Below are 26,899 nucleotides of genomic sequence, written 5' to 3'. Positions count from 1 at the left end.
GCCATGGTTTTCGCTTCGCTCGAGTTCCTGACGCTGTTCCTGCCGGCCTTCCTGTTGATCTACGCCCTGGCTCCCCATGGCTGGCGCAACGGGGTGCTGCTGGCGGGCAGTTGGCTGTTCTACGGTTGGCTGAGCCCGCTGTTCCTGTCGTTGCACGTGGCGCTGACGATCGTCGCCTGGATCGGTGGCCTGCTGGTTGACCGCTGCCGCGAGGACTCCCGTGGGCGCGTGCGGCTGCTGATCGCGCTGATCGTGTTCAACACCGCCGTGCTGTGCTGGTACAAGTACGCGAACATCCTCGCCGGCACAGTGAGCGATCTGATGACCGGCTACGGCGCCATGCCACTTGAATGGCAGAAGGTCGCATTGCCCGCCGGGTTATCGTTCATCGTGTTGCAGGCGATCTCCTACCTGGTCGACGTGCACCGCCACACGGTCCCGGTGGAGCGCAGTTTCATCAACTACGCCACTTACATTTCCATGTTCGGCCACTCGATTGCCGGCCCCATCATTCGCTATGACTGGGTTCGCCGTGAGCTGGTGCAGCGCTGGTTCAACTGGCAGAACTTCGCCCTCGGCGCCCGTCGCTTCATGGTCGGCATGAGCATGAAGGTGCTGGTGGCCGACACGCTGTCGCCCTTGGTGGACGTGGCCTTCCATCTGCAGAACCCGTCTTTCGTGGACGCCTGGATCGGCTGCCTGGCGTACTCGCTGCAACTGTTCTTCGATTTCGCCGGGTACAGCGCCATGGCGATCGGCCTGGGATTGATGCTGGGTTTTCACTTCCCGGAAAACTTCAACCGGCCGTACCTTGCCAGCAGCATCCAGGATTTCTGGCGGCGCTGGCACTTGTCGCTGTCCAGCTGGTTGCGCGATTACCTGTACATCGGCCTGGGCGGTAATCGTCATGGCGCCTGGAAAACCTATCGCAACCTGTTCCTGACCATGGCCATCGCCGGGCTGTGGCATGGCGGGGACAGCTGGAACTACTTGCTGTGGGGCTCGGCCCACGGGGTGGCGTTGTGCGTCGACCGGGCCTGGTCGCGCTCGAACCTGCCCGGCGTCCCGCGTGCGTTGTCCCATGTGCTGACCCTGTTGTTCGTCTGCCTGGCGTGGACACTGTTCCGTGCCCCGGATTTTCACTCGGCGATGAGCCTGTACGCCGGGCAGTTCGGGCTGCACGGGTTTGCCCTCGGCGATGCGCTGGCGGTGACATTGCGGCCGGTGCATGGCCTGGCGGCCGCGCTGGGCGTGGTGTGCGTGATCCTGCCGATCTGGCAGGTGCGCTGTGAAAGACGACTGGCGGGCAATGCGCTGTTTGCATTGGCCGTCGCCCTTTGGCCTGTAGCCGGTTTCCTGCTGTCGTTCGCTCTGATCGCCAGCCGTGAAGCTGTGCCTTTCCTGTACTTTCAGTTCTGATGAAGACGCCAAAGAAGTCTGCGCCCAGCGCTCCGACGCCGCCCAGCGACCTGGTTACCCGAACCAGCAAAGTCTCCGGCTACACCCTGATCGGCTTGCTCGGTGTCGGTTTGATTTCCTGTGGCTGGCTGTTGCTCAGCGGCAAGGTACAGATGCTGCCGCCCAAGTTGACCCGCGATGCGGCGGTGCATGGCGAGGTCACCCACAGCATTGCCAAGCAGCTGTCCAAGGCCTGGTTTCCCGAGCACGCCGCCAACCTGGAACGCGGTGCCAGTTGGTTGCTGTTCCATGACACCGGGCCCAGGGTTCGCCCGGGCTGTCCGGGCTGGCTGTTCCTGACCGACGAGATGCGCATCAACCCTCACGCGCGGGCCAATGCCGATAGCAAGGCGCGGGCAGTGATCGACGTACAACAGCGGTTGCACCAACGGGGTATCCGGTTGCTGGTTGCAGTGGTGCCGGACAAGAGCCGCATCGCCGCCGATCAGTTGTGCGGCCTTGATCGGCCGGCCGAACTGGACGGGCGGGCCATGGAGTGGACCACGACCCTGAACCAGGCGGGAGTGCCGGCGCTGAACCTGGCGTCGACCTTGCAACCCTTGGGCGCGGCGGCCTTTCTGCGCACCGATACGCACTGGAGCGAAACCGGTTCGAAGGCGGCGGCACACGCCATTGCGCAGCAGGTGCAGGCGCTGGGCATCCGCGCCACGCCGCAGAAAACCTTTGCCACCCACTCCGGCGCAGCGGCCTTGCGCGCCGGTGATCTGGTGCGTCTGGCCGGCCTCGACTGGCTGCCGATGAGTTGGCAACCGACCCCGGAAACCGTAGCGGCCACGCAGGTCAGCGAGGAGCAGGCCGCCGTACAGGACGGCGGCGACAATCTCGACGATCTGTTTGGCGATGACGGCCTGCCCAACGTGGCGCTGATCGGCACTTCGTTCTCGCGCAACTCCAACTTCCTGGGCTTCCTCGAGTTGGCACTGGGGGCTCCGGTCGGCAGTTTCGCCAAGGACGGTGGCGAGTTCTCCGGCGGCGCCAACGATTACTTCAGTAACCCGGCTTTCCGGGAGACACCGCCGAAACTGCTGATCTGGGAGATTCCCGAGCGTGACTTACAGACGCCGTACGAGGCAATCGGGGTGTTGGGCGGGAAGGAGTGAGCGGAGTGAAGTAAGGGCGACTGACTCCAGCGCTCAGAAGAACCAATCAATGAGCGGCTTTCTTCAGTGTCGCAGGAGCGACCGTTGGCAGTACCAGCCCGAAGGCCGCTGCAGCGGCAACAGCCTGTTGGCGATTTACCGAACCCAGTTTGCGTCGGGCGTTAAGCAGATGAAAGTCGATGGTCCGTTCGGAACACGTCAGGATATGGCTGATTTCCCAGGTGGTCTTGCCGATGCTGGCCCAATACAGGCAGTCCAGTTCCTTGGGTGTCAGGTCCTGGCGGGGAGGGGCTGGCCCACGCAACTGATGGCTCATCCCAGCGAGCAGGTAGGGGACGAGCATGAACAGTTGATAGACGCCAGGATTGGAGAATGCGTCTTTCTCGGTCATTTCGGTGTCATCAAGGGCCACGCTCAAGGTTCCCCTGAGTAACTCATAGCGCAGCGGTATGCTCAGGCCGCTTCGTAGGCCGTACTGCTCGCGTTGCTGCCAGAAGTGCCGGGAACGTCCACGGGCGCGCCGTCGCTCGCTGTCCCAGAAAAAGGGCACCAGCTCCCGCCGGCAATGTCTGAGTATCGGGTCGATGTCGATCAGTCCATCACCGCGATAATGGTCCAGCCAGCGTTTGGGAAACGTGGTGATGAGGCCGGCGAGCGGATCGGTCTCCCTCGGGGTGGCTGGGCCAAGGCTGATGAGGTAGTTGCCGAAGCCGAGTTGGCGCAACACTTTGTTCAACTGACGCTCCCAATCGCAACGATTGGCATCCTTTGCGAGACTCATGAAGGCGGCTAGCGGTGCGGTACGCCCGGCCGGCGGCCGGAGGGCGTTGTGTTTGTTCATACATAAGTCGCTCTTGTGATAGCGGGAATGAAACAGCTGCAGCACGAGAAGGAAGGGGCGTGTTCCCCTTCTCGCGGATCACTGGCGCACGTAACACTTGATGAAGCTGCGGAACAGGTCCAGGCCGTTCTCGGTCAGTATGCTCTCAGGGTGAAACTGCACTCCTTCTACCGGCAGGTGACGATGACGCACGCCCATGACATAGCCATCGTCCGTAGACCGGGAGGTAACTTCCAGGCAGTCGGGCAACTGCTGATCGCTGATCATCAACGAATGGTAACGAGTGGCTTGTATCGCACGTGCCTCGGTGTGGTCATAGAGGCCCTTGCCGTCGTTCTCGATCTTGCTCACCTTGCCATGCATAACGTGAGGGGCCCTGCACACTTTGGCGCCAAAGGCCAGGCCGATGGCTTGGTGGCCCAGGCAGACGCCCAGCAGCGGCAGGCGTCCCTGGAAGTGATTGATCACCTCGATGTAGCCGACATCAGTCGGATGACCGGGGCCGGGGCCCAGCACGCAGAAGTCCGGGGAGAACGCCTCGATGCGCTGGAGCAGGTCCGGTACGTCGTGACGCTCGACGCAGGTTTCTAGCCCCAGTTGTTCCAAGTATTGGCTGATGATGAAGACGAAGCTGTCGTAGGCGTCGATGAGGAATACTTTCACAGTCCGATCTCCTTGCCGGTCACTGCCCGGTACACAGAACCCATTTTGTACAGCGTTTCCTTCCACTCCATCTCAGGGACCGAGTCGGCGACCACCCCGGCGGATGCCCGCAGGTGGTAGGTGCCCTCGTCGAGGACCGTCGAGCGGATGCACAAGGCAGTGTTGACGCTGCCATCGAAACCGACCAGGCCCAAGGCTCCGGCGTAGATGCCCCGGCGGTTGCTTTCCATGCCTTCGATCAGCTCCATCGCCCTGACCTTGGGCGCGCCAGACATGGTGCCGGCGGGGAACGAGGCCTTGATCACGTCATAGGCATCGAGCCCTGGGCGCAGCAGGCCGCGGACGTTCGAGACCATGTGATAGAGGTGCGAATACTCTTCCACCAGCATGAACTCATCGACCTCCAGCGAGCCGGCCTGGCAGACGCGGCCGATGTCGTTGCGGCACAGGTCGATGAGCATCAGGTGCTCGGCGCGCTCTTTCTCCGAGCGCGTCAACTCCAGGACCAGTTCGGTAGGGTCGACGCCAGGCTTCTTGCCGACGGTGCCGGCGATCGGACGCATCTCGATCAGGTCGTCCTTGATTCGGACGAACAGCTCGGGGCTGGCGCCGATCAGATCGATACCGCCCACGTGGGCCAGGTACATGTAGGGCGACGGATTGCGAAGTCTCAGGTTCTGGTACACATCGAGCGGCGAAACCTGCGAGCGAATCCGGATCTCATGGCCGAGCTGGATCTGGTAGACGTCCCCGGCGCGGATGTGCTCCATCGCCACTTCGACCCGTTCACGAAATTGCTCCGGGGACACCGTACGGGTCTCCTCGAAGGTCTCTGGGTACGCTGGTAGGTCCGGCGTTTCAGCCGACTCGGTCGCGTTCAGGAAGGGATAGTCTTCCACGGTGCGGGTCGCCCACAGCGGATGGTTGTTGATCAGGGTTTCGACGATGCCGTTGCTGTGCAAGTACACCAGCGTCTGATAGACCGACAGGGCGATGAGCGGGTAGCCGTAGGACTGTTCGGCCAGGTTGGGAAGCCGCTCAATCAAGCGAACGCAGTCGTAGGAAAAGTAGCCGAAGAACGCCAGGCTGGAAGGGGCGTTGGCCGCCGGCTGGAAGGCCGCCTGAATGGCCCGGAGCAGATTCCACGCGGCCTGGCTGTCCGGCAGTTGGATCTTGTGGTCGCGATCGACCTGCACATCGTCTTGTTGCAGGTGGGCGCACAGGTGTTCGCAAAGCGCAGCGCAGCCGAGCAGTTGAGCCTGGCCCTCATCGATACATACCTCGAAAAGCGGGTCGAGCCCGATGATCGTCGCTCGGCGGTCGCGGCTCGGGCCGGAGAGCGATTCAAGAATGAAGACCGACTCACGACCTAGTTGGGTCGCGGCACTTGCATATATACCCAGTGCGTCCATGGATCGACGTTCTTCACGGCGAAGAACATTGACTTCAATTAATATTTTTTTCACGGTTAATACCATTTTCGAGATGCGGCGATTCAGACGCTCCAATAAAAGAGCGCCACGGAAATATAAAGTGTACAAACACTTTAAATGGGAATTGACGAATATCCTGAGTGTTCGGGGCGAACGCTGTTTATGCTGCACGCAATACGAGGCCAGCAACGGAGTGCGGCCAAGTGACGTACAGGGCACAAGGCGCGAACGACTTCGAGTTCATGGATGAAGAATCGGGATGTTGCTGGCAGGCAGCAGACAGACGCTCGTCTTCGCTGGATTAGCGACGCCAGATATTGCTTTTAAAGATGGCCAGAATGGCCCGGGAACAACTGTCGGGGCAGCTGTGGGAGGAACTGATAGCAGAAAGGTGATAGTACATTTTAGACATCCCAGTCTTGGCTAGGCACTGCGGGAAATAGATGGCAGTGCGGCGAAATTACCAGTGCCCCCCGAGGCTGTCAACCGTAAACCGGGACGGAGATTGACCTTTCATTCATTGCTTAATGTTGGTCAGTGGGAATGCTGTCCCTGGGCATTCATTCTGTAAGCGCGTGCTCATAACAAGAAACGCGTGCGCGCACAACTGTGTAATAGCTCAGCTGGGTCTTTGTAAGTTCTGTCACTAACGTAGCGGCCGACGAGTTTCAGTAACCCATCAACCCTGAGCAGCTGACATGAAAGAGCATTTAGAGACATTCAAGAAACGGTACGATCCGATCCATCATGCCTACTGGACCGACGTCCTCAGCGACGCCGCGCTGGCGGCATGGCACCAGGAGCAGTTGCGGGAAGTGATCGGTCACGTGAAAAGGTTCTCGCCGTTCTATGCCGAACACCTTGCCCAGGTCGACGAGCGTTCACTGACTCTGGATGACCTCGTCAGCGTGCCCTTCACGACCAAGGATGACTTGCGCGAGGCCGGCTTCGATATCTTGTCCGGACCGCTTGAAGACGGCATCTTCTATTATGAGACCACGGGTACCACCGGGCCCGCGACGCCATGCCCGCGGGACCGCAAGGAAAGCTACGCCAGCAATCGCCAGCTGGCCATGGCCTACCAGGCCGTGATCGAAAAGCATTTTCCAGGGGAGAAGACGGTGGTCGGCATCATGGGTCCGACCGAGGTCCATTCTTTCGGCGACACCCTGGGCGACGTCTGCACCCAGCTCGACCTGTGCAATGCCAAGATCTGGCCGCACTCGCCGGTGATCGGTTGGGCCAAGTCCCTGCAACTGCTCAAGGACCTGCGCATCGGCGTCCTCGCGTCTGCCCCGGGGCTGTTGCTGGCCATGGCGAAGGAGGCCGAGCGCCAGGGTTTCAACCCGCGCGAGGATTTCGCCTTGCGCGTTTTCATGATGAGCGGCGAGTTGTGCACGCCCGCGTTGAAGAACAACCTCTACAGCCTGTGGGGTGCGCAGGCCTACAACAGCCTGTATGGCTCCCAGGAAGCCATGATCATCGCGGCCTGCAACGCCAACGACCAACTGGTCCCCCATCGCCTCAATTACATCATCGAAGTGCTCGATCCCAAGTCAGGGGAAAGTCTGGGCAGCACCGGCGACGGTGAGCTATGCGTGACCATGTTGATTCCCGGCAGCAAGCCTCTGGTTCGCTACCGCACTGGCGACTTGGTCTCGATCCAGTCGCGGCCCGGCTACCCGCAATCGATGTGCCAGACCGTCAAGGTGGTCGGCCGGGTGAAGGACGCCGTGCAGTTGAACAATCGCGCCTTCTCGGCCGCGCAGATCGAGCAGGCGCTGCTTGAAGGCGTCGAGCAGTGCCTTGGCTATCAGATCGTCCTCAGTCGCGCCAATGAGCGTGACACCGTTATCGCCAAGCTGGAAATGTCGCGCTTCTTCGAGGGCGATCGCGGGCGCCTGGTGCTGCTGATCAAGGAGCGGCTGCGCGAACGGCTGGGGGTCGAAGCCACGGTCATGGTGGTGGGCGACCTGGCCGACCACGTGAACCTCGGCAGTTGGTTCAGCTGGAAAGAAGCGCGCATCATCGATCAGCGTCAAGGCCAGTGAGGTCAGCGATGAGCCTGTCTGTTCACGTGATCGACCACGCCAATGAGCTGTTCGATGCCGTCCGGCAACTACGCAGCCGTTACCTGGGTACCAATCCGGCCAGGGAGGATGACTTCGAGCGAAGGGAGCAGGTGCGCGACGCGCTGTCCTATCATCTGATCTACCTGGACAACGACGAAGTGGTCGGGACCTTGCGCGTCACGCCCCTGGGCCATGGCCTGAGTTTCGTTGAGCGCGCCGTCAATGTGCACGCCTATTTCCAGCAGTCGACCGATGCCTTCGATGCCAATCGCTTGGTGCTGGACGAGCGCTACCGCGGAGGACGGCATCTGCGCCTGTTTCTCCTGCAAGCGGCCATCTGGCTGAAGGCCAACACCCACCTGCGGTTCATCTCGGCACTGTGCCGCGGCCAGTTGGCCGCGCTGTATGTCGGCCTGGGTGGGCGCGTGCTGGTGGATGACGTGACCTGGACCGGGGAGCAGGTCGAGCGGCGCTACAGCCTGGTGTACCTGGAACTCGAAAATGTTTACCACAACGTAAAAGGAGCCATTTGAAATGCAAGCATTCTTCAAGGAACTCGACGCCGTCGTCGAAGCGGGTTGGGCCCAGATCAAGCAGGGCGCCTACTGGAAGTTCAGCCAAGAAAACCCCACTTCGCCCGCGCTCTATCAGCAGTTGATGCTGCAGGTGTACCACTACACCCGCTACAACTCGGTCAACCAGGCCGCGTGCGCCTTCAGCGCCGATCCGGAAGAAACGACGCTGCTGCGTTTCGTCTACAAGCACGCCCTGGAGGAATTGGGCCATGAACGCATGGTGCTGCGCGATCTCGAATCGGTCGGGCTGCTGCCGCAGGAAATGCCGGCGCCCCTGGCACCGACCCAGGCGCTGATCGCTTTTCTCAACGACGTGGCAATCCGCAAGGGGCCGGTCGCACGGCTGGGCTACAGCTATTGGGCCGAGGATGTTTATGAGCACATCCAGCCGATCCTGGAAAGGTTCCGCGCCGACTTAGGCCTGAAGGACGAGCAGATGACGTTTTTCGTCGCCCACTCGACCATTGATGAGAAGCATGCCAAGGAAGTGCGCACGGCCATGCAACGTGCAGTGAAGACCGAGGAGCATCGTCGCCAGATCAAGGAAGTGGCGCGTGTCACGTTGTGGCTCACCGGGCAGTTGATGGAGGAGGCGCTGCGGGCCTACCTGGTGAGTGAAGAAGGGTTGCGGGAGGCATCCTGAATCATGAACCTGACCATCATTGTCGGTTCCAGTCGACCTTGTGGGGTCAGTGCACGGGTGGTGGCGCTGGTGCGCCGCCACTTGGGCGAGGAGGTCGAGGTCGATGACATCTGGCTCAAGGACTACCGGATCGACTACTGCGACGCCGACAACGCCTGTTCGGAGCGGGACTGCGCATTGCAGGACGACGTCGGGCAGTTGGTGACGCGGCTGGACCGCGCCGATGCGGTGCTCTACCTCCCCGTCATGCACGCCTACGGCACCAACAGTCGCTTCCAGGCGTTCCTGGAGAGAGTCGGATACGGCTTCCTACGGCCACGTCAGCGGCCGTTGCGCGACAAGCTCGCGGCGATTGCGGTCGTCGGCCGGCGCTATGGGCACACGGCCGTTTTCTCCCAGGTAGCGCTGAACGTGCTGCTCAACAAGATGATTCTGGTGGGCTCGGGCTTTCCGCCATGCTTCCAGACGCAACTGGCCCACGACCCGGAAGCGGAGCAGGCCTTGTGCGAGACGCTGGATCGGCTTTGTGAACACCACCGTCGACTCCACCCTACGGGGCTCGTGCCGGCCAAGCCGGAGCGGATCCTGCGCCCCATCCAGTTACAGAAGGGATAACTGTCATGCCATTGAAAGATTCACTGCTGGCGCTGCTGGTCGCGTTGCTCTGGGGCGCCCAAGTCACCGCTGTGAAGATCGGCGGCGCCGAATTGCCGCCGATCCTCATGGTTGCCATGCGCTACGCGATCATGGCGCTGTTTCTCCTGCCGTTGCTCAAGCGTATCAAGCGCGAGCAGTTCGGGACCGTGGCGCTGGTCGCGACGATCACCGGCACCTTGCACTTTGGCTTGTTGTATTGCGGCATCGCCCGGGTGGATGCCTCGACCTCGGCGATCATCTATCAGGTGGCGGCGCCCTTCACCCTGATCCTGGCGTGTGCGTTGTTGGGCGAAGTGCTCAAGGTGCGCGTGCTGGTAGGCATCCTGCTGGCGTTCGCCGGGGTCCTGGTGTTGTTGGCCAAGCCGTCGGCCAGCGGAACGTTGGTCGGCATGCTGCTGGTGGCGCTGGCGGCCCTTGCGTTCGCGCTCGGGTCGGTGTTGACCAAGCGTCTCGGGCCGTTGGACCCGCTGGCATTAAGTGCCTGGACCGCTGCCATTGCCGCGCCGCAATTGCTGCTGTGGTCGTTCATCCAGGAAGGCGGGCAATGGGCAAGCGTCCAGGCGGCCAGCGCCCAGGCCTGGTGGGCGGTCGTGTATACGGCGCTCAGTGGTGGCCTGCTGGGGTTCGGCCTGTGGTTCTGGTTGCTCGGGCGCAATTCGATGCAGCAACTGAGTCCGTACTTGCTCCTGGTGCCGCTGTTCGCAATCGCCGTCAGCCAGATTCTGCTCGCTGAAGGCGTCAGCCAGCGACTGGTGATCGGCGCCGGACTGACGCTATCAGGCGTGGCGCTGTGCCAACTGCGCCTGCCGGAAAAGCTCTTGGACAGATTGGCTGGCCGTAAACGGCAAGGGGTGGCGGATGAACGCCGTTGATCACCTGTTGCTCGGCACTTTGCGCTTGATCCACCGCAGGCAGTTCGGCTTGAAGCTGCGCTGGCACACAAGTGAGCAGGGACGGTTGGCTTACCTGCAAAATACTTCAGGCCGGGCAGGGCCAACCCTGGTCATCCTGCACGGCCTGGGCGCCAGCAAGGATCAATGGGGGCCGGCAATCCTGGGCATGGCGCGTCATTACCCTTGCGTCTTCGTCGATCTGCCGGGCCATGGCCAGTCCTTGTATGAGTCGGCTGCGGGTTACGGGCCGCAGGCCTTGCTGGCCGCGCTTGAGGGCCTGCTGGAGAAAGTGGTCGAGGGCCCCTTCGTGCTGGTCGGCAGCTCCTTGGGCGGCTGCGTAGCCGGTTTGTACGCCGCGAAGTATCCCCAGCGGGTCAGTCACTTGGTCCTGCTGGCGCCGGCTGGGCTCGGCTCGAACGCGCTTGGCCCGATGCTGCAGACTGGCCTGCAAGGGCAGGGCAGCGTTTTCGGCTATCGTACGGTGGAGGAGATGAGGCAGTTCTGGAGCCTGCTGTTCCAGCAGCCGCCCCAGGTGGGTGGGCGTCTGGCGCGGGCCATGGCTGCCAGTGGCAAGGCGAAGTTCGCGGCGGTGCAGCGGGTGATCAAGGACTTTCGCCGCGAAGGTCTGGATGTGCTGCTGGAGCGGCTTCCTCAGATCGCCTCGAGGACGTTGGTGATCTGGGGACGACATGACCAGGTGTTCCTTCCCGCGACCCTGGATCAACTGCTCCAGCAACTGCCCGATGCCCGTGGCCAGGTGATCGAGGATTCAGGGCATGTGCCTTATCTTGAGCGGGGCAACGAGGTCGTCGCGGCCATTACTGGGTTCATCTCACCCCCCGGGCTGGGGCGCTGAGCCCGGCTTGCCTGCGCGTCAGATCTGCTCCAACAACCAACTCCGAAACGCCCGCAGCGATGGCAGCATCTCATTGCGGGGCGGGTAGGTCAGGTAATAACTGCGGCGGCTGGCGACCGGCAGGTCAAGGCTGATCAATTCGCCGTTGGCCAACTCCTCGGCCACCAGGATGCGGGGCACCAGGCCGATGCCGATGTCCGCTTTCACGGCCTGGAGCAGGTGTGAGGTGAGTTCGAAACTGGGGCCCAGGCGCATCATGCGATGGGGCAGGTTGTAATGACTGAACCAGTCACCCCAGACGGTGGGGTTGTTCGCCACGTTGAGCAGCGTTTGTTCGCTGATCCGCTGGGGTGTCCAGGTTTCATGGGCCTTGGCCGCCTGCGCTGAAATAACCACGGTCAGCTCTTCGGCGTGCAGGCGATGGCTGATCAGGCCTGGCAGGTCGGCAACGCCAACGACGATGGCGGCGTCGATGTCGCTGGTGTCGAAATCGATGGCGTCGATCCGCGAATTGATGTGCACGAGGATGCCTGGATGGGTTTTGTAGAACGCATGCAGGCGCGGCAGCAGCCACTTCGAACCGAAGGTCGGCAACGTCGCCAGGCGCAAGGTGCCGCTGCCGGATTGATACGCCATCGCCTGTAGCGTTGCGCTGCGAATGCGCCCGAGTGCTTCGCTCATTTCCCGCTGGTAGAGGCGACCGACATCGGTCAGCCGCACCTGCCGGCCTTCACGGCGAAACAGGGTCAGCCCCAATTGCTCTTCCAAGGCCTGGACCTGGCGGCTGACGGCGCTTTGGGTCAGCGACAATTCAACCGCGGCGCGGGTATAGCTTTCATGGCGGGCGGCGGCTTCAAATGCCAGCAGCAGCGACATGGATGGGGTGAGGTGACGGTAATTCATTCGGAAAAGTCATCGATAGCGGCAGGATTATCCGTTTGTATGACAGCGGAACCTGAGGGAACATTGACGAAAATGCTGGCCTGAGCCTGACCTATTCATGCGCGGGCGACAAGTATTACGTGATTAGCCCATAAGAGGCCATTGAATGATTGCCCAACTGCCGGCCATTGCCCCTGCGGCCCATTACCCGGACTTTCTCGAAGCCCTGCGCGCCAGTGGTTTCCGCGGCCACCTGAGTGCCGACTACGCGACCCGTACCGTGCTGGCGACCGACAACTCGATCTACCAGCGCCTGCCGCAAGCTGCGGTGTTTCCCCTGGACGCCGACGACGTTGCACGCATCGCCAGCCTGATGGCCGAACCGCGTTTTCGCCAGATCAAGCTGACGCCACGGGGCGGCGGTACCGGGACCAACGGGCAGTCGCTCACCGACGGCATCGTGGTCGATCTGTCGCGGCACATGAATACCATCCTCGAAATCAACGTGGCCGAGCGTTGGGTGCGGGTGCAAGCGGGCGTGGTCAAGGACCAGCTCAATGCCGCGCTCAAGCCCCACGGGTTGTTCTTCGCCCCCGAGCTGTCCACTTCCAACCGCGCCACCGTCGGCGGCATGATCAACACCGATGCCAGTGGCCAGGGCAGTTGCACCTACGGCAAGACCCGTGATCATGTGCTGGAGCTGCACAGCGTGCTGCTCGGCGGTGAGCGCCTGCACAGCCAGCCGCTGTCCGACGCCGACCTGGAAACGGTTTGTGCCGAGCCCGGGCGCATCGGCGAGGTGTACCGCACCGCACGGCAGATCCAGGAAACCCAGGCTGACTTGATCGAGTCGGTCTTTCCCAAGCTCAACCGCTGCCTGACCGGTTACGACCTGGCCCACCTGCGTGACGAGCACGGTCGTTTCAACCTGAACAGCGTGCTCTGTGGCGCCGAAGGCTCGTTGGGCTTCGTGGTCGAGGCCAAGCTCAACGTGCTGCCGATCCCCAAGTACTCGGTACTGGTGAACGTGCGCTACGCCAGCTTCATGGATGCCCTGCGTGACGCTAATGCATTGTTGGCCCATGAGCCCCTGTCGATCGAAACGGTGGATTCCAAGGTGTTGCTGCTGGCGATGAAAGACATCGTCTGGCACAGCGTCGCCGAATACTTCCCGGCGGACGCCGAGCGCCCGACCCTGGGCATCAATCTGGTGGAGTTCAGCGGCAACGACGTCGCGCAGGTGAACGCCCGGGTGGCGGCCTTTGTCGAACATCTGCAAAACGATACGACCATCGAGCGCCTGGGCCACACGCTGGCCGAAGGCGCCGAAGCGGTGAATCGCGTCTACGCCATGCGCAAGCGCTCGGTGGGGCTGCTTGGCAACGTCGAGGGCGAGGTCCGTCCGCAGCCGTTCGTGGAAGACACCGCCGTACCGCCGGAGCGACTGGCCGACTACATCGCCGAGTTTCGTGCGTTGCTGGACGGTCATGGCTTGAGCTATGGGATGTTCGGTCACGTCGATGCCGGCGTGTTGCACGTGCGTCCGGCACTCGACATGAAAGACCCGGCCCAGGCCGCACTGGTCAAGCCGATTTCCGATGCCGTGGCCGAACTCACCCTGCGCTATGGCGGCTTGTTGTGGGGCGAGCATGGCAAGGGTTTGCGCTCGGAGTACGTGCCGGCTTTTTTTGGCGAACTGTACCCGGCGCTGCAAACGCTCAAGGGCGCGTTCGACCCCTACAACCAGCTCAACCCCGGCAAGATCTGCACACCGCCGGACGCCGCCGAAGGCCTGCTCAAGGTCAACGAGGTGACCCTGCGCGGTGACCTCGATCGGCAGATAGACGAGCGCGTCTGGCAAAGCTACGGCACCGCCGTGCATTGCAACGGCAACGGCGCCTGCTACAACTTCGACCCTGACGATGCGATGTGCCCGTCATGGAAAGCCACCCGCGAACGCCAGCATTCGCCCAAGGGCCGGGCCTCGCTGATGCGCGAATGGCTGCGCCTGCAAGGCGCGGCCAACGTCGATGTGCTGGAGGCGGCGCGAGGCGGTGCGTCCTGGTTGAAAGGCTTGCCGGCGCGGCTGCGCAACAGTCGTGCGCGGTCCCGGGGCGAGGCGGATTTCTCCCATGAAGTCTACGACGCCATGGCCGGCTGCCTGGCCTGCAAATCCTGCGCGGGACAGTGCCCGATCAAGGTCAACGTGCCTGAGTTCCGCTCGCGGTTCCTGCAGCTCTACCATGGCCGCTATCAACGGCCGCTGCGTGACTACCTGATCGGTTCGCTGGAATTCACCATGCCCTACATGGCCTACGCACCGGGGCTCTATAACGCGGTGATGGGTTCGAAATGGCTGAGCCGGCTGCTCGCCCGCCAGGTGGGCATGGTCGACAGCCCGCTGATCAGCCGCTACAACTTTCAGGCCACCTTGACCCGCTGCAAGGTCGCCGTCGCCAGCGTGCCCGCCCTGCGTGAGCTGACTCCCGCGCAACGTGAGCGCAGCGTGGTGTTGGTGCAGGACGCTTTCACCCGTTACTTCGAGACACCGCTGCTCGCGTCCTTCATCGAGTTGGCTCATCGGTTGGGTTATCGAGTGTTCCTGGCGCCATACAGCGCCAATGGCAAGCCACTGCACGTGCAGGGTTTCCTCGGTGCCTTCAACAAGGCGGCGATCCGCAACGCCACTCAGCTCAAGGCGCTCGCCGACTGTTCGGTGCCGCTGGTTGGCCTCGACCCGGCCATGACCCTGGTGTATCGCCAGGAATACCAAAAGGTGCCGGGGCTCAACGACTGTCCGAAGGTCCTGCTGCCTCAGGAGTGGCTCGTCGACGCGGTGCCGCAAAAGACCAACACCGCGCCACAGACATTCCGTTTGCTGGCGCACTGCACCGAAAAAACCAACGTGCCGGCCAGCACCTCCCAGTGGCAAAGCGTGTTCGCCAAGCTGGGGCTCAAGCTGGTGACCGAGGCGACGGGCTGCTGCGGCATGTCCGGCACCTATGGGCATGAGGTGCGTAACCAGGAGACCTCGCGGACCATTTTCGAGCAGTCCTGGGCGGGTAAGCTGGACAAGGCCGGCGAAGCACTGGCGACAGGGTATTCCTGCCGTAGCCAGGTCAAACGCCTGGCGGACAAGCAACTGCGCCATCCGCTGGAAGTGGTGCTGGAGCAGGTGTTGGTCAAGTAAAAGGAGAGGGCTGGCCAGTGCCGCCCCCTCAAGTATCGCTGTCACCCAGGTCCAGGCACCTGGGTGACATTTTCTCTGCCTGAGCCACCGCCATCGCGAGCAAGCTCGCTCTCACACATATCGCGGCGTACATGAATATCAAGTACACCCGTAACCCCCTGTGGGAGCGGGCTTGCTCGCGAAGGCGATGGCCATTCAACCCGCAGACAAGCTGACCCACCGCCACCGCGCGCAGGCTCATTCCCACAGAAGGGCTGAGGTGCCCGCGTGGCAGGCGCCGGGTTACAACCAATAACGCAGGCCAAGCATCAATGACTGGGCGTTGTACTCGGTTTGCACATCACCCTGTGGCAGGTTCTGGATGTCGCCGAAGTGCGCTTCGCGCGTCTTGAAGTACCGATAGTCCAGTGACATGGACCAGTGTTCGGCGAGTTCGAAGCCGACGCCGGCGCCGAGTTGGTACGCGGGAACCGTGTCGCGATGGGTGTCGCCGAACTGGACGCCGCCGGCTTCCAGGCCGCTGATGGTCAACACCGCATAACCCAGGCCGCCACCCAGGTAGGGCGTGAACCGGCTCAACGGCGCTGGCAGGTTCGAAACGTCGTACCAGAGGTTGGCCATCAGGCTGGTCGCTTCCTCTTTGCCTTCGCCATCAATACTGCCACCGCCTTCGTAGACCCGGTGATTGAATTGGGTCAGGGTGTTCTTGCGGTAGCTCAGTTCCAGTTCAGGCCTCAGCCCGGACGGGAATCCCCAGCCCACTGCCAGCCCGGTGGCGTAGCCGGAGTGCATCGGCTGGTTGTACTCCATCTCGACAAAATCGAGGTTGTTCTGGTTGAGGTCCTGGTCCGCGACCCAGTTCAGGCCACCCATGGCGCTGACGTAGGGGCCGAGTGTGTCGGCGAAACCCGTCGCAGGAGCAATGGCGCCCAAACCAATGAGGGTCATGACGAGAGACTGGGTGTTTTTCTGTAGGTTCATGCTCGATCCGAAGTGTTCTGTTATCGACAAATAAGCGAAGCGTGTCCGGGGGCGTTCCACTGGCGGCTCCCGGGGTATTCAAACAAGGTGCGGATGCGCTGCGGCTTTTTCTGCCTCCGGCGTTCGTGTGGCATTCGCCCTTTCTTCAGCCAGGGCGCCGAGGTTGTCCAGGGCGGTGGTCATCGCCGCAGTCAGCGCTTTGCGCAGCAGCCCACGGTAGAGAAAACTCAACGGGCCGGAAATTTTTGCGCGATGGACGACATGGGTTTCCTCATTGGAAAGCCTGCGCATCCGATGATCGAATTCGAGGTCGATCCACAGCAGCCTGGCCGTGTTCCGGTAGCTCTCGTGCTCGCTCACGGCTTCCAGTTTCAGGGGCATGTTCAAGCCATTCTTGAGCACGCAGTTGCCTCGCGTCCCAGCTTGAAAAGGGCCATTGAGTTCGCAATGGCGGACGTCGGTATCCCACAGCGGCGCTTCTGAAAACTGGCTCCAGATCTTCCATATCTCTGAAGGCGGCGATTTGACTACGATTTGCACCTTTACATCGTTCACGGGAACACCTTGGTGGTTGGGGCTCGATGAGGCTGAAGAGGATCGTTCATTCAACGTCACAGGCAACGGGCGCGGATTGGCTCAGTACCTGGGCGGTGATGCTGGCCTGGCCGATTTTTTCGCCCTGGTTGAACAGGTCGATATAGATGCGGTTGGTCTTGAATGACTGCAACTGCGCATCGAAACCGGCTTGGGGCGCCAGTGAGAGCGGGCTGTTCCGAGGGATGGGCCGGTCCAGGCTGAAGTTCAGGGCCAGTAGGTTCATCGGGGTCTTGAGCGGAATGCGCAGATGGCTATGGGCGATCTGCATGTAGCATTGGCGCGCCACTTCGAGGAAATACACCATCGAATGATGCGCGGGATCGCCGTCGTGGAAGAAGTGTTGGTCCGGCAACTTCACCGTGTCCACGCTCAAGCCCTGGGCAACGCTGCTCATGTCACTGACGATGACGTTTTCTTCCCGCACTTTGTGCAGCAGCGCCTTGTCGCGGCAGGGCATGGCCGTGAACGCGCGGGGCGGCGATGTCTCGAACGCCGAGCTGTAGGCCATTTCGAGTACGCAAGTGCACATCAGCTTCGCGCCTTGCATGACGTTGGCCGTGAATACCTGAGGGTCCTGCCCCTGTTCCAGGTGCAGGTCAATCACCGCGTGCTTCTGCACGTATTGCTGGAACTTGATGTTCAGGCTTTTGACGTAGGCAGCGCGTCCACCCACGGGCGGCATGGCGAGTTCAAGCAGCTGTAGCACGCCTTCGATCAGCAGGATGCCCGGGATGTGGTCCAGCGGGTGATCGAAGAAGTAGGGGTGAGCCTCATTGACCACCAGCTGCGCTTGCAGGGACTTCGGACCCCGCTGGACGTGGGTGATCACGCTGTTTTCTTGCCGACGCTGCCAATGCGCCGGACGCTGGGTGTCAGCACCCCGGTGCAGGGCGAACAGGCCTTCCATCGCGCGAACCCTGACCCGAAGCCCGGTCAGCAGGGTGCTGGTGAGCAGGTCACTGAGCTGCAGCACATCGACGCCGTCGTGCTGTGGCTCGTGAACCCGGTTGACCGGTCGTACGGGCGGGGGAAGGTGCTGCAGTTCGTGGGACGCCGAATGAGCAAAACGCAACATGAACGGCAGCTTGATGGGCGAGGTGGTTGCGTCCGCCGCCGGGCGCCATTCGCGAAGCTTTTCGGTGAATAGCCACATCACCGTCTTGCCGGCGTCGCGTACCTCGATCACGCTGTGGGACGTCTTGCGCAGCATCACCGCCAGCAGGGTTTCGATGCCCGTGGCTTCCGCCAGGAAGCCGGTCATTTCCCGCAATGACCCGCTCGCAGGTGTCGGTTCAGGCAGCATTTCGCAGACCTCGATGTCTGCGTACTGACTGCGCGCCTTGCCCACCAGCCGACACGCTTCGTCCAGGGAGTGCGCGGCGTGGGCGAGGACCGCTGCACGGATCACCAGCAACGCTTGCTCATGGGCCTCTGGTTGATAGCGGCGTACGGCGAGCACGCCCAGCCCTTCACCCTGCACGGCGGGGGAGCGCTGGGCGCGTTCGATCTCGATTTCACCGCTGATAAAACGACCTGCACCCAGCAGCAGCGTGGTAATGCCGCTGTCGAACCATTGCGGCGATGCCAGCAGGGTTTGCCAGAACAGGCCCGCGGTGCCGGCCAGAGTTTGATGGAAACCCTTGAAGTCAAAGATCTGCGCCGGGTAGCCGGACAGCATGTTCGGCAACATGGTTGCCACGTCCGTCACCTCGACACCCGGTGGCGTCCCTTCGCCCCGGGAGTAAAAGTGATGCGCGCTGCTGTAGGCATTGCTGAACCGTTCACCGCCCATGTTGCAACACATGACCATCGCCGTATCGGACGAGCCGGCCACACCCGGCAGGCGTCGCAGCAAATGATTGACCCGATCGGTGACCAACAGCTTGAACGGATCGACATGGGCCAATGGCTTGGGGCCCATGCCGAAACCGGCGATGTCGATAAGCCGATCCTGGGCGAGGAATTTCCCCTGCAACAACACCTGGTCTGGCGTCACTGTGTAATCCACGAAACGCCCATAAGGGAACGTGACCGAGGGGGTGGACGCCTGGTTGAGCTGGTGTTGGAAGGATTGCAATGAAGCGTGGCTGCCCAGCGCGGCTTCGGCTTCGACAATCGCCAGGTCCAGCATCAGCACGCCGGGGGTGGCCTGGGGCACGACGGGGCGGTGGTCGGGAAGGTACTCATCCACCACCAGATGCGCGTTGGCGCCCCCAAAACCGAAGCTGGAGATGCCGATGCGAATCGGCGACGCACGCTCCACCAGGGGCTGCACCTGCCCGGTGGCGAGTCGCAGGCAGGTCTCGTCGACTTTCGGGCTGGGGCGGTAGCCGGGCTGGGGTGGGATAGCCTTGTGACGCAATATCATCAACGCCTTGGCCAACGACGCACCGCCGGCTGCAGCGAGGGGATGGCCGATGACCGACTTGATCGAGCCAATGGTGATCTTGCGGCCGGCTGGCCGATGGTCGGCGAAGAAGCTGTCCAGTGAGGCCAGCTCGGTTGCATCACCCAGCGGCGTGCCGGTGCCATGGGTCTCGATATAGGCCACGTCGCTCGGATCAAGACCGGCGTAAGCACGCTGGTAAGCGGCATATTGAGCCTGCTTGCCGGGCGCGAACACCGAGCCTTCGGCGCCATCGGCGGACATTCCCAATGCCCGCAGAACCCCCAGGGGCTTGCGCTGCGCGACCAACGCCCGGGAAACGGGCTCGACCAGGAAGGCCACGGCGCATTCGCCCGGCACAATGCCGTCGGCGTCCTGGCCGAACGCCTCCATCTGCGCTCGGGCCGAGAACGCGGTCAGTTGGGAGAACCCCAGGAACAATGCCGGCGGTAATACCGTGTTGAGGGCCATGACGATGGCGTTATCGGCCTGCCCGCTGTTGACCAGGGCCTGGGCCATGTCGATCGCATAGGGAAACGAACTGCAGGCCGTGTCGACCGACAGGGCCGGGCCACCCAGGCCGAAGGCCGCGGCCAGTTCCGTTACCTGTTCGCCCGGTGTATAGCCCTGGGTTGCATCGGTTTTCGCGGCCATGCCGGTGACGAAGAAACTCTCATCACTCCAGGACGTCGCGACCACCAGTGCCGTGCGTTCCCAAGCAAGTGCCGAGCCTTGCGCGGCGAGCTGGCCGAACAGGGTTTGCAGCACTTTCTTGCCGATGGCGACCTGTCGTCCTTCGTGACGGGAAGGGGTGGACGGGGCATCGGTCAGGCAAAAAGCGCTGTCCAGATACGTGCGATTCTTTTCCCCCGGCTTGGTGGAATAAATGGCAGCCTTGTCCAGCGCCCAGCGTGCCGGCATCGATTCGATAGGCGCTATCTGCCCGTGCGACAGCAGGTCCCAGAGTGCATCGATTGAGGACGCCCCTGGAAACTCGCCCGCCATTGCGCTGAAGCAGAACTCACCTGCTGCTGTTACTGCGCTACTCATACCTGTCTCCTGACCGCCTAAATGCAGGGTGAACGGTTCGATCACCCGGATTCCATTCCCGTGTTGCGTGGCCTGATTCAGCCAAGCTTTGCCAGCAACGACAGGGCGTCCTGAGGCGTGCGACGGGACATCAGCGCTTCGCCGGCGAACTCGCTGGTCGCGCACTGTCGGGCCATGGACTGGCAGAGCGTTTCGCGGGTGAAGCCGTTGAGGCCCAGTTGGCTGAAAGAGGTCTGGATGTCGATCGACTGCGTTGTGTTCGCGACCAGCGGCGCCAGGCTGTCGAGCAGCAGGTTGGATACCTGCGCTTGGCTATCCGGGGTGGCAGGTACAGGCGATTCGTCAAGGGCCGGGCTCGAATCGGGACTGGCGAGGGCCGCTTCGATCAGGGCGATGGTCGCTTGCGGGTACTTGGCGTTCGCCAGTTCGGAGCTTTTGGCCTTGAGCTGGGGCCAGACGGCGACCACCGACTCGAGGAAGTCCAGTTGCACCAGGGAGTCCAGGCCCAGGCCTTCGTAACTTTGCGTCAGGTCGATCTGGTCGGCGGTAAAACCGGTGATGGTCGTCAGTTGCTCCAGCACCCACGCCTGTACATCCAGCGCAGGCGCCTGGGGATCGGCTTCCAGTCGGGCCAGCAAGGCGGCAGGCGTGGGGGCGTCGAACAGTTGAGAGGTGAGCGCTTTCTTTTCCGGGAAGTGCTGGGCCAGGGATTCGAAAATGTCGACCAGGCCCAAGGAGTCGATGCCCAGGCTTTCAAAACGTTGATCGAAGTCGATCTGTTCCTTTTTGAACCCGGTGGCCGAGCTGATCTCGGCGCGCAGCCACTGTGCATAGTCAAGCGCCGAGGTGGGCTCGACGACAGGGGCGGGTGCCAGTGCTGGCAGGTTTGAATGGACCGTTTCCAGCACGGCAACGGTGGTGTTGGGGGAGGGCTCGATGCCTTGGGCGTAAACCCCCTCGATCACTTGTTTGTGCGCGTTGAAGTAATGCGCCGTGACGGATTCGGCCTGCTCCAGCAAGCGCATCAGGATCGATTCCTTGGCAATATTGGATTCGCACAGTGAATCGATGATCTTTTCGGAAAGCGAAAAATAGCTGTGGGCGATTTTTCCATTGGACACGATGAATTCCTGCACAACATCGTTGAGTTGCAAGCGCATGAGGTTCTCCGGAGCAAAGTCGGTAGACGTTTCTTTCAATAAGAAAAATCAAAAGTCATGGCCCAGGGGTGGGCCTTGGGTGTTTCACCCGGCAAACGGGCGGTGGTCGACAGGCGACTTAAAGTTGGAGTTCCACTGCGTCGATCTCGGCAGGTGTGGTTTTCAGGGCGCCCTTGAGCAGCCCGGATCTCAGGTTCAGATACGTCGCCAACGTCGTTGCATCAATGCCCTGGAAGGCGATGTAGCCGTCAGGACGAATCAGCATCAAGGTGCCCTCGCGGGCGTGGTAACGCTTGTGCAACCGCCAATCGGGATCGAGCAACGTCGAGTGCCAGGCGGGCAGCCCGGCGCTGTTGAGGGCATCGATGACGCAATAGGCCTTGATGCCCGGGTAGTCGTTTTCCACGGTCTGGGCCAAGGTGCAGTAACCCGGCAACAACGGTGAAAACTGATCGGCAGCGGTGAATACCAGCAGCGTGTAGGTTCCGTGGAACAGGTCGATCAAGCGTTTTGGCGGCAGCCCTTGCCGTTGCCACAACTCAACATCAGGCGCCAGTTGACCGGCACGCGGCGCCGAAGTCTGGAGCGCGGGTTTCTTGCCTTTCCTGTCCCAGTTTTTCCGTTGTTTCTTTGTCAGCGATTCCTGGATGTAATCACTTTTGCCGTAGTGGTATTGATGCCCGGAAATCATCGACGGCAGTTTGCGCTGGACCTTCTTCCGGTTGCTCAGTAACGGCAGGACATTGTCGCGTAGCCAGACCAGCGCGCGTTGCCGCACGGTAATCAGGCCGGTCAGGCGGTGGGCGGTGTTCTCCACTTCCAGGGCCACCGGGTAACGCTCCTCGTTGTAGCTATCGAGCAAGGAGGGATCCGCCAGGCCCTGATCGACATAGGCCATTTTCCACGCCAGGTTATAGGCCTCGGAAACCCCCAGGTTCATCCACTGGCCGCCGATCGGGCTGCCGATGTGCGCGGAGTCGCCCAACAGGAACACCGAGCCTTGCTGCATGGACTGCACGCGGCGGTGCTGGAACGAGGCGATGGTGGTCGAAGAGATATTGGACAGCCTCATTTTCTGCCCACGCCCTTCGCACAAGCGCTGGAAGTTCTCCAGGCTCAAGGAGGGGCGCTCGCCTTCCGGCGGCAGGTTGTACGGCATCTCGATGAACAGGCGATAACGCGATTGGGCGTTGATGGGCGCGACGGCCACATAACCGTCCTGCCCGCCCAGGAAAAACGCGCCTTCGTCCTGGCTGCCGGACCACTCGATATCGGCGTCGGCGAGCATGAAGAAACGATCGTAGGACGATCCTTCAAAGGTCATGTCGAGGCGCTTTCTGATGCTGCTGCGCGCGCCATCGCACCCGGCCACCCAACGGCTGGTGAAGGTTTCGTCGCTGCCATCGGCATGTCGCAAGGTCATGTGCACGGCGTCGGGATGGTTTTCCAGGTCCACCAGCTCGGTATTCCACTCGACTTCTACGCCCAACGCGTTCAGCCGCTCAAGCAGAATTCTCTCGGTTTGCGGCTGGGGCAGGCTCAGGAGCAACGGATACGTCGCATCCAGGTAGGAGAAGTTGTAGTTCAGCACGCGTTTGGCGTTCGACTGCACTGAAAACTGCTTGATCGTGAAGCCGTCACTGACAACCTGATCGGCAACGCCCAGGTCGCGGAAAATCTCCAGGGTGCGGGAGTGGATCGCCATTGCCTTGGTTGCGGTGGAAGGGCCGGCATTCTTCTCGATAATGCGCAGGGAAACGCCCCACTTTTTCAGCATGATCGCCAGGGACAGGCCAACCGGGCCAGCACCTACGATCATCACAGTCGGGGCGCTGCCAGGGCGTTTGAAATACAGGGGGGGCAACGTGCTCAGCGTGTTCATCGATCAATACCAGTTTCTGTAGAAGGGAGAGTGGGCAATGCCGAGCAGGGCATCGTCGCCTGAGGAGTCGCCGTAGGCATAAATGTAGAAATCATCGAGGTTGCTCAAGCAGCCCTTGAGGCGGGTGACTTTTTCTCTCTCCACGCAGTTGGTACCGGATATCCCGCCGGTCAGCCGGTTTTTCGCCGTGGCCAGGCGGGTGCCGCACACGTAGTCGAACCCCACGGCCTGGCCCCAGGGAATCAAATAGTTTTCGGGTGAGTTGCTGACCAAGGCCGTGACGTGGCCCATGGATTGATGCCATTGCAAGCGGCGCAGGGCCTCGGGCCGGAGCCAGAGCGGCAGCCGTTCGGTAATGAAGTACTTGGCGTGCTCGCGCTCCTCTTCCACCGACAGGCCGCCCAGGTAACAGGCAATGAACGCCAGTCGGGCTTGCATCAGCGGGGTGATGCCGACGAGCACACTGAGCATTTTCGGCAGCAGGGGAATGATCCTGAGCCAGAACGCGCGCGTGCCGACGATAAAGCGCATGTAGCGCCAGAACGTGTGCCGGTCGGTCAAGGTACCGTCAAAGTCGAAAACGGCCAGTACCGGTTGGGTGTTGTCAGCTTGCATGAGCCTCTTCCTTGAGCGCGATGATGTCGATGGTCTTGGGCAGTTTGAAGCCCGACAGGTAGCGCGAGAGCTGGGTGTTGATCGCGTTCTGGGTCAGTTCACTGCTGCCTTCGACGCACAGGTGCAGGACGTTGACCTCTTTGTGATCCGGGACGATGTAGGCTTTGGCGCGCACTACACCTGGGTGCTTCAGGGCGACGGATTCGATTTCCGCCAAGTCAACCATCTGCGCCTTGATCTTCGATATGCGCAGGCGTTGGCAATAGAAAAACACGTGGCCGTCGTCATCCCGCCACACCAGGTCCCCGGTGTGGAACCAACCCTCACGGAAGAACCGGGCGTTGGCATCGTCCGCATCGGTGTAGCCGTCGATCACCATCGAACCGCGGATCAGCAGCTCACCCATGCGTCCAGGTGCTACATCGTGTCCCTTGGCATCGACTACCCGCAGTTCCACGCCGCTGATCGGTTGCCCCATGGCGCCACGATGGACGTCGCCGATCGAGCTCTGGACGATCACCGGCATGCTCTCGGTCAGCCCATAGCCTTGCAGCACTGGCTTGCACCCGAGCAACGTGCCCAGTTTCTCGGCTTCATCGGCCGGCAGATGGCTGCCACCCGAATACATCATCAATTGCGGGTGCATCGGCGGCAGCGCTCCTTTGCGCTTGGCCAGGCGCACATTGAAGTAGCGGATGACGTCGGGCACCAGGCAGGCAAAGGTGACTTGATGCTCGGAGAGGACTTGCGCCAGATCCCGATTGAGCAGTGTGTTGGTCAGCAACAGGGTGGCGCCCACGCTCAGGGGGAATACCATCATCACCGACAAGCCGAAGATGGCGTACAGCGGCAGCGTCACCAGGTGGACCGAACCGACGCCTTGCAGGTGAAAATGCTCATGCAGCCCGTCGCTCGATTGCGTCAGGTCGAGATAGCGGTGAGCGACGGCCAGGGGCTCGCCCAGGCCTCGGTAGGTGAACTGCACCGAGACAATCGGATTGCCCTCGGGCAGCGTCAAAGGCGCTTCCTGGTGGGGCAACCGGGCAGCGAACGTTGCGTTGGCCGGTAGCGGCGACGATGGCGCGTCGCCGATGTCCAGCACCAGGGTGTGAAGCACGCCGCAGGCCGGCTGGAGCAGCTCGCTGTGCTGCACCGCCAGCATTGCGGTGGTGACCACCACTGTCGGCTTTGCGAGGCGGATGACGTTGGCCATCTCGAAGGGCGTCAGCTTGTGGTTGAGGATGACCGGGACGGCACCGCAGCCGATGATCGCCAGGTAATAGGCGATGAATTCCACGCTGTTGGGTAAGACCAGTGCTACTTGATCACCCGGCAGGACATCAAGCGCCTTGAGGGCGCCATTGCTCGCTTGTGCCTTGTTCAGCAATTGCCGGTAAGTGACGGTTTTTTCTTCCGCGTCCAGATCGCGTATGGCGATCTGGTCGGGGAAAGTTTCCGAAAAGCCGACAAAGCGATGCAGAAAACCTTCTTCAGTTGAAAGGCTTTTCATATACCAACCTCTTTCAATCCTTGGATGTGTGGCGAGTCAAAAAAAGTGCTGCAGAGGCAGGCTGTCGTTGAAGTGTCTCAATCAAGCATCAATGTAGTTATTGTTTCGATACCAGTTCAATGTGTCAGCCAGCGTTTCGCTGACAGGGCGAAACGTGCATTCCAGTTCCCGCGAACTTTTGTGGTGGCTGAAATGCGTGCGGCCTTGCTCTTGTTCCATGAGCTTGACGGTGGAGGTACTGATCAGTACCGGTTTTTTGGTGACGCGATAATAGCCCTCGTAAATAAGGGCAATCATTCGCAACATGAGCAAAGGGACTTTCCGTTCCGGCGCCCTGATACCACTGACACTGGCGAGCGCCTGGAAAATACTCTTCATGTCCATGTGATTGCCGGCAGCCAGGTAACGTTCGCCGGATCTGCCGCGAGTGATGGCCGCGATCTGATGCTCTGCTACATCCCGGGCGTCGACCACGGAGAAACTCCCCGGCAGCACGCCCGGCAGTTTTTGTCCGACAAAATCGAGCAGGAATTGCCCTGACGAAGTCGGGCCGATATCACCGGGGCCAAACATCCAGCCCGGCAAGACCATGGCGATAAACATATCCGGGTGTTGCGACAGGAATGCCTGGACCTTCTGCTCGGACAGTATCTTGCTCAAGTAGTAATCGTCCGCCTCTTGTTCACTGCGGGACATTGTCTCGTCGATCACTTGATCCCGGTTGCCTTTCAGCACGGCGATGGAAGACGTATGGACGGCGCGACGAATCCCGGCGGCGTAGGCCGCTTGGAGCAAGCGCTCGGTGCCGGTCACATTGGTGTCGTACAGTTTTTGCCAGTGTTTCCCGCCTTTGTAACTGTCACGGAAATAGGCTGCGGTATGGAACAGGGCATCGCAGCCCCGCAGCGCATGGCTGAAAGCGTCGACATTGAGCATGTCACCTTCAACCAGTTCGACGGGCAGGTTGCCGAACTGCTTGCGAGCCTTTTCGATGGAGCGAACCAGCGCTTTTACTTTGATTTTTCGCTGCAGCAGCGCATGAACGACATTGTTTCCGAGCAGGCCAGTAGCGCCTGTAACGAAGGCATATTCCATTAAGATCCAGCTCCTTTGGGGTGACCTGCCATGGCATCGGGATCAGTCGCTGACGCGATGCGCGAACCAGGCGTGGGTTTCACCAACGGCGCTAGTGAAAACCATTCGGTATCTGAAAATCAAGCGGTATTTATAAGTCGGCGTGTGCAGACGGTCTCGAAAATGACGTTGAGGGCCAAAAAAAACCGGCGGTTCGACAAGAGGTCGACACGGCCGCCGCTGGAGATTTCACGCCACCCGAATCCTCATCCGGGAAGGCACTAATCGTTGACCGGGGCGCTCATTCTGGTCATGTTCAAGCACCTCAGCGCATGGCAATTACATGGCACTTTTTAAAAG

The 26,899-nt window shown here is 61.4% G+C and carries 21 protein-coding genes; 9 read left to right on the top strand and 12 right to left on the bottom strand.

Annotated elements, in window-relative coordinates; all coding sequences use genetic code 11:
- The first annotated feature begins 3 nt into the window (after nucleotides 1–3).
- Both J7E36_RS04745 and J7E36_RS04740 read left to right on the top strand, forming a co-directional pair.
- Entirely contained in the window at nucleotides 4–1,419 is a 1,416-nt protein-coding gene (locus J7E36_RS04745) for an MBOAT family O-acyltransferase (protein WP_215000385.1), read from the top strand.
- Entirely contained in the window at nucleotides 1,419–2,579 is a 1,161-nt protein-coding gene (locus J7E36_RS04740) for an alginate O-acetyltransferase AlgX-related protein (RefSeq protein WP_215000383.1), read from the top strand. Before J7E36_RS04745 ends, J7E36_RS04740 begins: the two co-directional genes overlap by 1 nt.
- A gap of 46 nt (nucleotides 2,580–2,625) precedes the next feature.
- On the opposite strand, the gene J7E36_RS04735 is transcribed toward J7E36_RS04740, so the two are convergent.
- From J7E36_RS04735 to J7E36_RS04725, 3 genes are all read right to left on the bottom strand, one after another.
- Nucleotides 2,626–3,420, bottom strand: a complete 795-nt coding sequence (locus tag J7E36_RS04735; protein ID WP_215000381.1) for a helix-turn-helix transcriptional regulator — start codon at nucleotides 3,418–3,420, stop codon at nucleotides 2,626–2,628.
- Between the two features lie 78 nt (nucleotides 3,421–3,498).
- On the bottom strand, nucleotides 3,499–4,083 hold the full coding sequence (locus J7E36_RS04730) for an anthranilate synthase component II (protein ID WP_215000379.1): 585 nt from the start codon (nucleotides 4,081–4,083) through the stop codon (nucleotides 3,499–3,501).
- The gene (locus tag J7E36_RS04725) at nucleotides 4,080–5,561 is read right to left on the bottom strand and encodes an anthranilate synthase component I family protein (protein WP_215000377.1); all 1,482 of its coding nucleotides are present in this window, start codon (nucleotides 5,559–5,561) and stop codon (nucleotides 4,080–4,082) included. Before J7E36_RS04725 ends, J7E36_RS04730 begins: the two co-directional genes overlap by 4 nt.
- Nucleotides 5,562–6,214: 653 nt before the next feature.
- Here J7E36_RS04725 and J7E36_RS04720 point away from each other — a divergent pair.
- From J7E36_RS04720 to J7E36_RS04695, 6 genes are read left to right on the top strand one after another with little or no spacing between them, the layout of a single operon-like run.
- Entirely contained in the window at nucleotides 6,215–7,567 is a 1,353-nt protein-coding gene (locus tag J7E36_RS04720; protein ID WP_215000375.1) for a phenylacetate--CoA ligase family protein, read from the top strand.
- Nucleotides 7,568–7,575: 8 nt separating this feature from the next.
- Nucleotides 7,576–8,121, top strand: a complete 546-nt coding sequence (locus J7E36_RS04715) for an acetyltransferase (protein WP_215000373.1) — start codon at nucleotides 7,576–7,578, stop codon at nucleotides 8,119–8,121.
- 1 nt (nucleotide 8,122) lies between these two features.
- A complete protein-coding gene (locus J7E36_RS04710) occupies nucleotides 8,123–8,806 on the top strand; it encodes an iron-containing redox enzyme family protein (RefSeq protein ID WP_215000371.1) in 684 nt (227 codons plus the stop codon).
- Nucleotides 8,807–8,809: 3 nt separating this feature from the next.
- Nucleotides 8,810–9,421: a flavodoxin family protein gene (locus J7E36_RS04705; RefSeq protein WP_215000369.1), complete on the top strand. Its 612-nt coding sequence runs from the start codon at nucleotides 8,810–8,812 to the stop codon at nucleotides 9,419–9,421.
- 5 nt (nucleotides 9,422–9,426) lie between these two features.
- Nucleotides 9,427–10,335, top strand: a complete 909-nt coding sequence (locus tag J7E36_RS04700) for a DMT family transporter (protein ID WP_215000367.1) — start codon at nucleotides 9,427–9,429, stop codon at nucleotides 10,333–10,335.
- Complete coding sequence (locus J7E36_RS04695; RefSeq protein ID WP_215000365.1) at nucleotides 10,322–11,212, top strand: alpha/beta fold hydrolase; 891 nt, start codon at nucleotides 10,322–10,324, stop codon at nucleotides 11,210–11,212. The genes J7E36_RS04700 and J7E36_RS04695 overlap by 14 nt, the downstream gene beginning before the upstream one ends.
- 18 nt (nucleotides 11,213–11,230) lie before the next feature.
- Here J7E36_RS04695 and J7E36_RS04690 read toward each other — a convergent pair whose 3' ends face one another.
- The gene (locus J7E36_RS04690) at nucleotides 11,231–12,115 is read right to left on the bottom strand and encodes a LysR substrate-binding domain-containing protein (RefSeq protein ID WP_215000363.1); all 885 of its coding nucleotides are present in this window, start codon (nucleotides 12,113–12,115) and stop codon (nucleotides 11,231–11,233) included.
- Nucleotides 12,116–12,260: 145 nt separating this feature from the next.
- Here J7E36_RS04690 and ydiJ point away from each other — a divergent pair, with 145 nt between their 5' ends.
- Nucleotides 12,261–15,284, top strand: coding sequence for a D-2-hydroxyglutarate dehydrogenase YdiJ (ydiJ, locus tag J7E36_RS04685; protein ID WP_215000361.1), 3,024 nt, complete (start codon nucleotides 12,261–12,263; stop codon nucleotides 15,282–15,284).
- 282 nt (nucleotides 15,285–15,566) lie between these two features.
- On the opposite strand, the gene J7E36_RS04680 is transcribed toward ydiJ, so the two are convergent.
- The 8 genes from J7E36_RS04680 to J7E36_RS04645 all read right to left on the bottom strand — a co-directional run bounded on the left by J7E36_RS04680 (nucleotide 15,567) and on the right by J7E36_RS04645 (nucleotide 26,560).
- Complete coding sequence (locus tag J7E36_RS04680; protein ID WP_215000359.1) at nucleotides 15,567–16,265, bottom strand: outer membrane protein; 699 nt, start codon at nucleotides 16,263–16,265, stop codon at nucleotides 15,567–15,569.
- A 78-nt stretch (nucleotides 16,266–16,343) separates the two neighbouring features.
- The gene (locus J7E36_RS04675) at nucleotides 16,344–16,820 is read right to left on the bottom strand and encodes an SRPBCC family protein (RefSeq protein WP_215000357.1); all 477 of its coding nucleotides are present in this window, start codon (nucleotides 16,818–16,820) and stop codon (nucleotides 16,344–16,346) included.
- Nucleotides 16,821–16,866: 46 nt separating this feature from the next.
- On the bottom strand, nucleotides 16,867–20,298 hold the full coding sequence (locus J7E36_RS04670) for a beta-ketoacyl synthase N-terminal-like domain-containing protein (protein ID WP_215000355.1): 3,432 nt from the start codon (nucleotides 20,296–20,298) through the stop codon (nucleotides 16,867–16,869).
- Between the two features lie 77 nt (nucleotides 20,299–20,375).
- Complete coding sequence (locus J7E36_RS04665) at nucleotides 20,376–21,458, bottom strand: acyl carrier protein (protein ID WP_215000353.1); 1,083 nt, start codon at nucleotides 21,456–21,458, stop codon at nucleotides 20,376–20,378.
- Between the two features lie 118 nt (nucleotides 21,459–21,576).
- Entirely contained in the window at nucleotides 21,577–23,340 is a 1,764-nt protein-coding gene (locus tag J7E36_RS04660) for an FAD-dependent monooxygenase (protein WP_215000351.1), read from the bottom strand.
- A gap of 3 nt (nucleotides 23,341–23,343) precedes the next feature.
- A complete protein-coding gene (locus tag J7E36_RS04655; RefSeq protein ID WP_215000349.1) occupies nucleotides 23,344–23,955 on the bottom strand; it encodes an HAD-IB family hydrolase in 612 nt (203 codons plus the stop codon).
- Nucleotides 23,945–25,465 (bottom strand): class I adenylate-forming enzyme family protein, encoded by a 1,521-nt coding sequence (locus tag J7E36_RS04650; RefSeq protein WP_215000347.1) that lies wholly within the window; start codon nucleotides 25,463–25,465, stop codon nucleotides 23,945–23,947. Before J7E36_RS04650 ends, J7E36_RS04655 begins: the two co-directional genes overlap by 11 nt.
- An 81-nt stretch (nucleotides 25,466–25,546) precedes the next feature.
- The gene (locus tag J7E36_RS04645) at nucleotides 25,547–26,560 is read right to left on the bottom strand and encodes an SDR family oxidoreductase (RefSeq protein WP_215000345.1); all 1,014 of its coding nucleotides are present in this window, start codon (nucleotides 26,558–26,560) and stop codon (nucleotides 25,547–25,549) included.
- Nucleotides 26,561–26,899: the final 339 nt, after the last annotated feature.

This window comes from Pseudomonas fluorescens (assembly GCF_018614775.1).
Taxonomy (GTDB): Bacteria; Pseudomonadota; Gammaproteobacteria; order Pseudomonadales; family Pseudomonadaceae; genus Aquipseudomonas; species Aquipseudomonas fluorescens_BY.
Note: the sequence above shows the minus strand (reverse complement) of the source record. Positions and strands in the feature narration are given on the sequence as shown.

What these genes read in the sequence shown, in the direction of transcription:
- J7E36_RS04745 (WP_215000385.1), top strand. Translation starts at nt 4, where the DNA reads ATGGTTTTCGCTTCGCTCGAGTTCCTGACGCTGTTCCTGCCGGCCTTC.
- J7E36_RS04740 (WP_215000383.1), top strand. Translation starts at nt 1,419, where the DNA reads ATGAAGACGCCAAAGAAGTCTGCGCCCAGCGCTCCGACGCCGCCCAGC.
- J7E36_RS04735 (WP_215000381.1), bottom strand. Translation starts at nt 3,420, where the DNA reads ATGAACAAACACAACGCCCTCCGGCCGCCGGCCGGGCGTACCGCACCG.
- J7E36_RS04725 (WP_215000377.1), bottom strand. Translation starts at nt 5,561, where the DNA reads ATGGTATTAACCGTGAAAAAAATATTAATTGAAGTCAATGTTCTTCGC.
- J7E36_RS04720 (WP_215000375.1), top strand. Translation starts at nt 6,215, where the DNA reads ATGAAAGAGCATTTAGAGACATTCAAGAAACGGTACGATCCGATCCAT.
- J7E36_RS04715 (WP_215000373.1), top strand. Translation starts at nt 7,576, where the DNA reads ATGAGCCTGTCTGTTCACGTGATCGACCACGCCAATGAGCTGTTCGAT.
- J7E36_RS04710 (WP_215000371.1), top strand. Translation starts at nt 8,123, where the DNA reads ATGCAAGCATTCTTCAAGGAACTCGACGCCGTCGTCGAAGCGGGTTGG.
- J7E36_RS04705 (WP_215000369.1), top strand. Translation starts at nt 8,810, where the DNA reads ATGAACCTGACCATCATTGTCGGTTCCAGTCGACCTTGTGGGGTCAGT.
- J7E36_RS04700 (WP_215000367.1), top strand. Translation starts at nt 9,427, where the DNA reads ATGCCATTGAAAGATTCACTGCTGGCGCTGCTGGTCGCGTTGCTCTGG.
- J7E36_RS04695 (WP_215000365.1), top strand. Translation starts at nt 10,322, where the DNA reads ATGAACGCCGTTGATCACCTGTTGCTCGGCACTTTGCGCTTGATCCAC.
- J7E36_RS04690 (WP_215000363.1), bottom strand. Translation starts at nt 12,115, where the DNA reads ATGAATTACCGTCACCTCACCCCATCCATGTCGCTGCTGCTGGCATTT.
- ydiJ (WP_215000361.1), top strand. Translation starts at nt 12,261, where the DNA reads ATGATTGCCCAACTGCCGGCCATTGCCCCTGCGGCCCATTACCCGGAC.
- J7E36_RS04680 (WP_215000359.1), bottom strand. Translation starts at nt 16,265, where the DNA reads ATGAACCTACAGAAAAACACCCAGTCTCTCGTCATGACCCTCATTGGT.
- J7E36_RS04670 (WP_215000355.1), bottom strand. Translation starts at nt 20,298, where the DNA reads ATGAGTAGCGCAGTAACAGCAGCAGGTGAGTTCTGCTTCAGCGCAATG.
- J7E36_RS04665 (WP_215000353.1), bottom strand. Translation starts at nt 21,458, where the DNA reads ATGCGCTTGCAACTCAACGATGTTGTGCAGGAATTCATCGTGTCCAAT.
- J7E36_RS04660 (WP_215000351.1), bottom strand. Translation starts at nt 23,340, where the DNA reads ATGAACACGCTGAGCACGTTGCCCCCCCTGTATTTCAAACGCCCTGGC.
- J7E36_RS04655 (WP_215000349.1), bottom strand. Translation starts at nt 23,955, where the DNA reads ATGCAAGCTGACAACACCCAACCGGTACTGGCCGTTTTCGACTTTGAC.
- J7E36_RS04650 (WP_215000347.1), bottom strand. Translation starts at nt 25,465, where the DNA reads ATGAAAAGCCTTTCAACTGAAGAAGGTTTTCTGCATCGCTTTGTCGGC.
- J7E36_RS04645 (WP_215000345.1), bottom strand. Translation starts at nt 26,560, where the DNA reads ATGGAATATGCCTTCGTTACAGGCGCTACTGGCCTGCTCGGAAACAAT.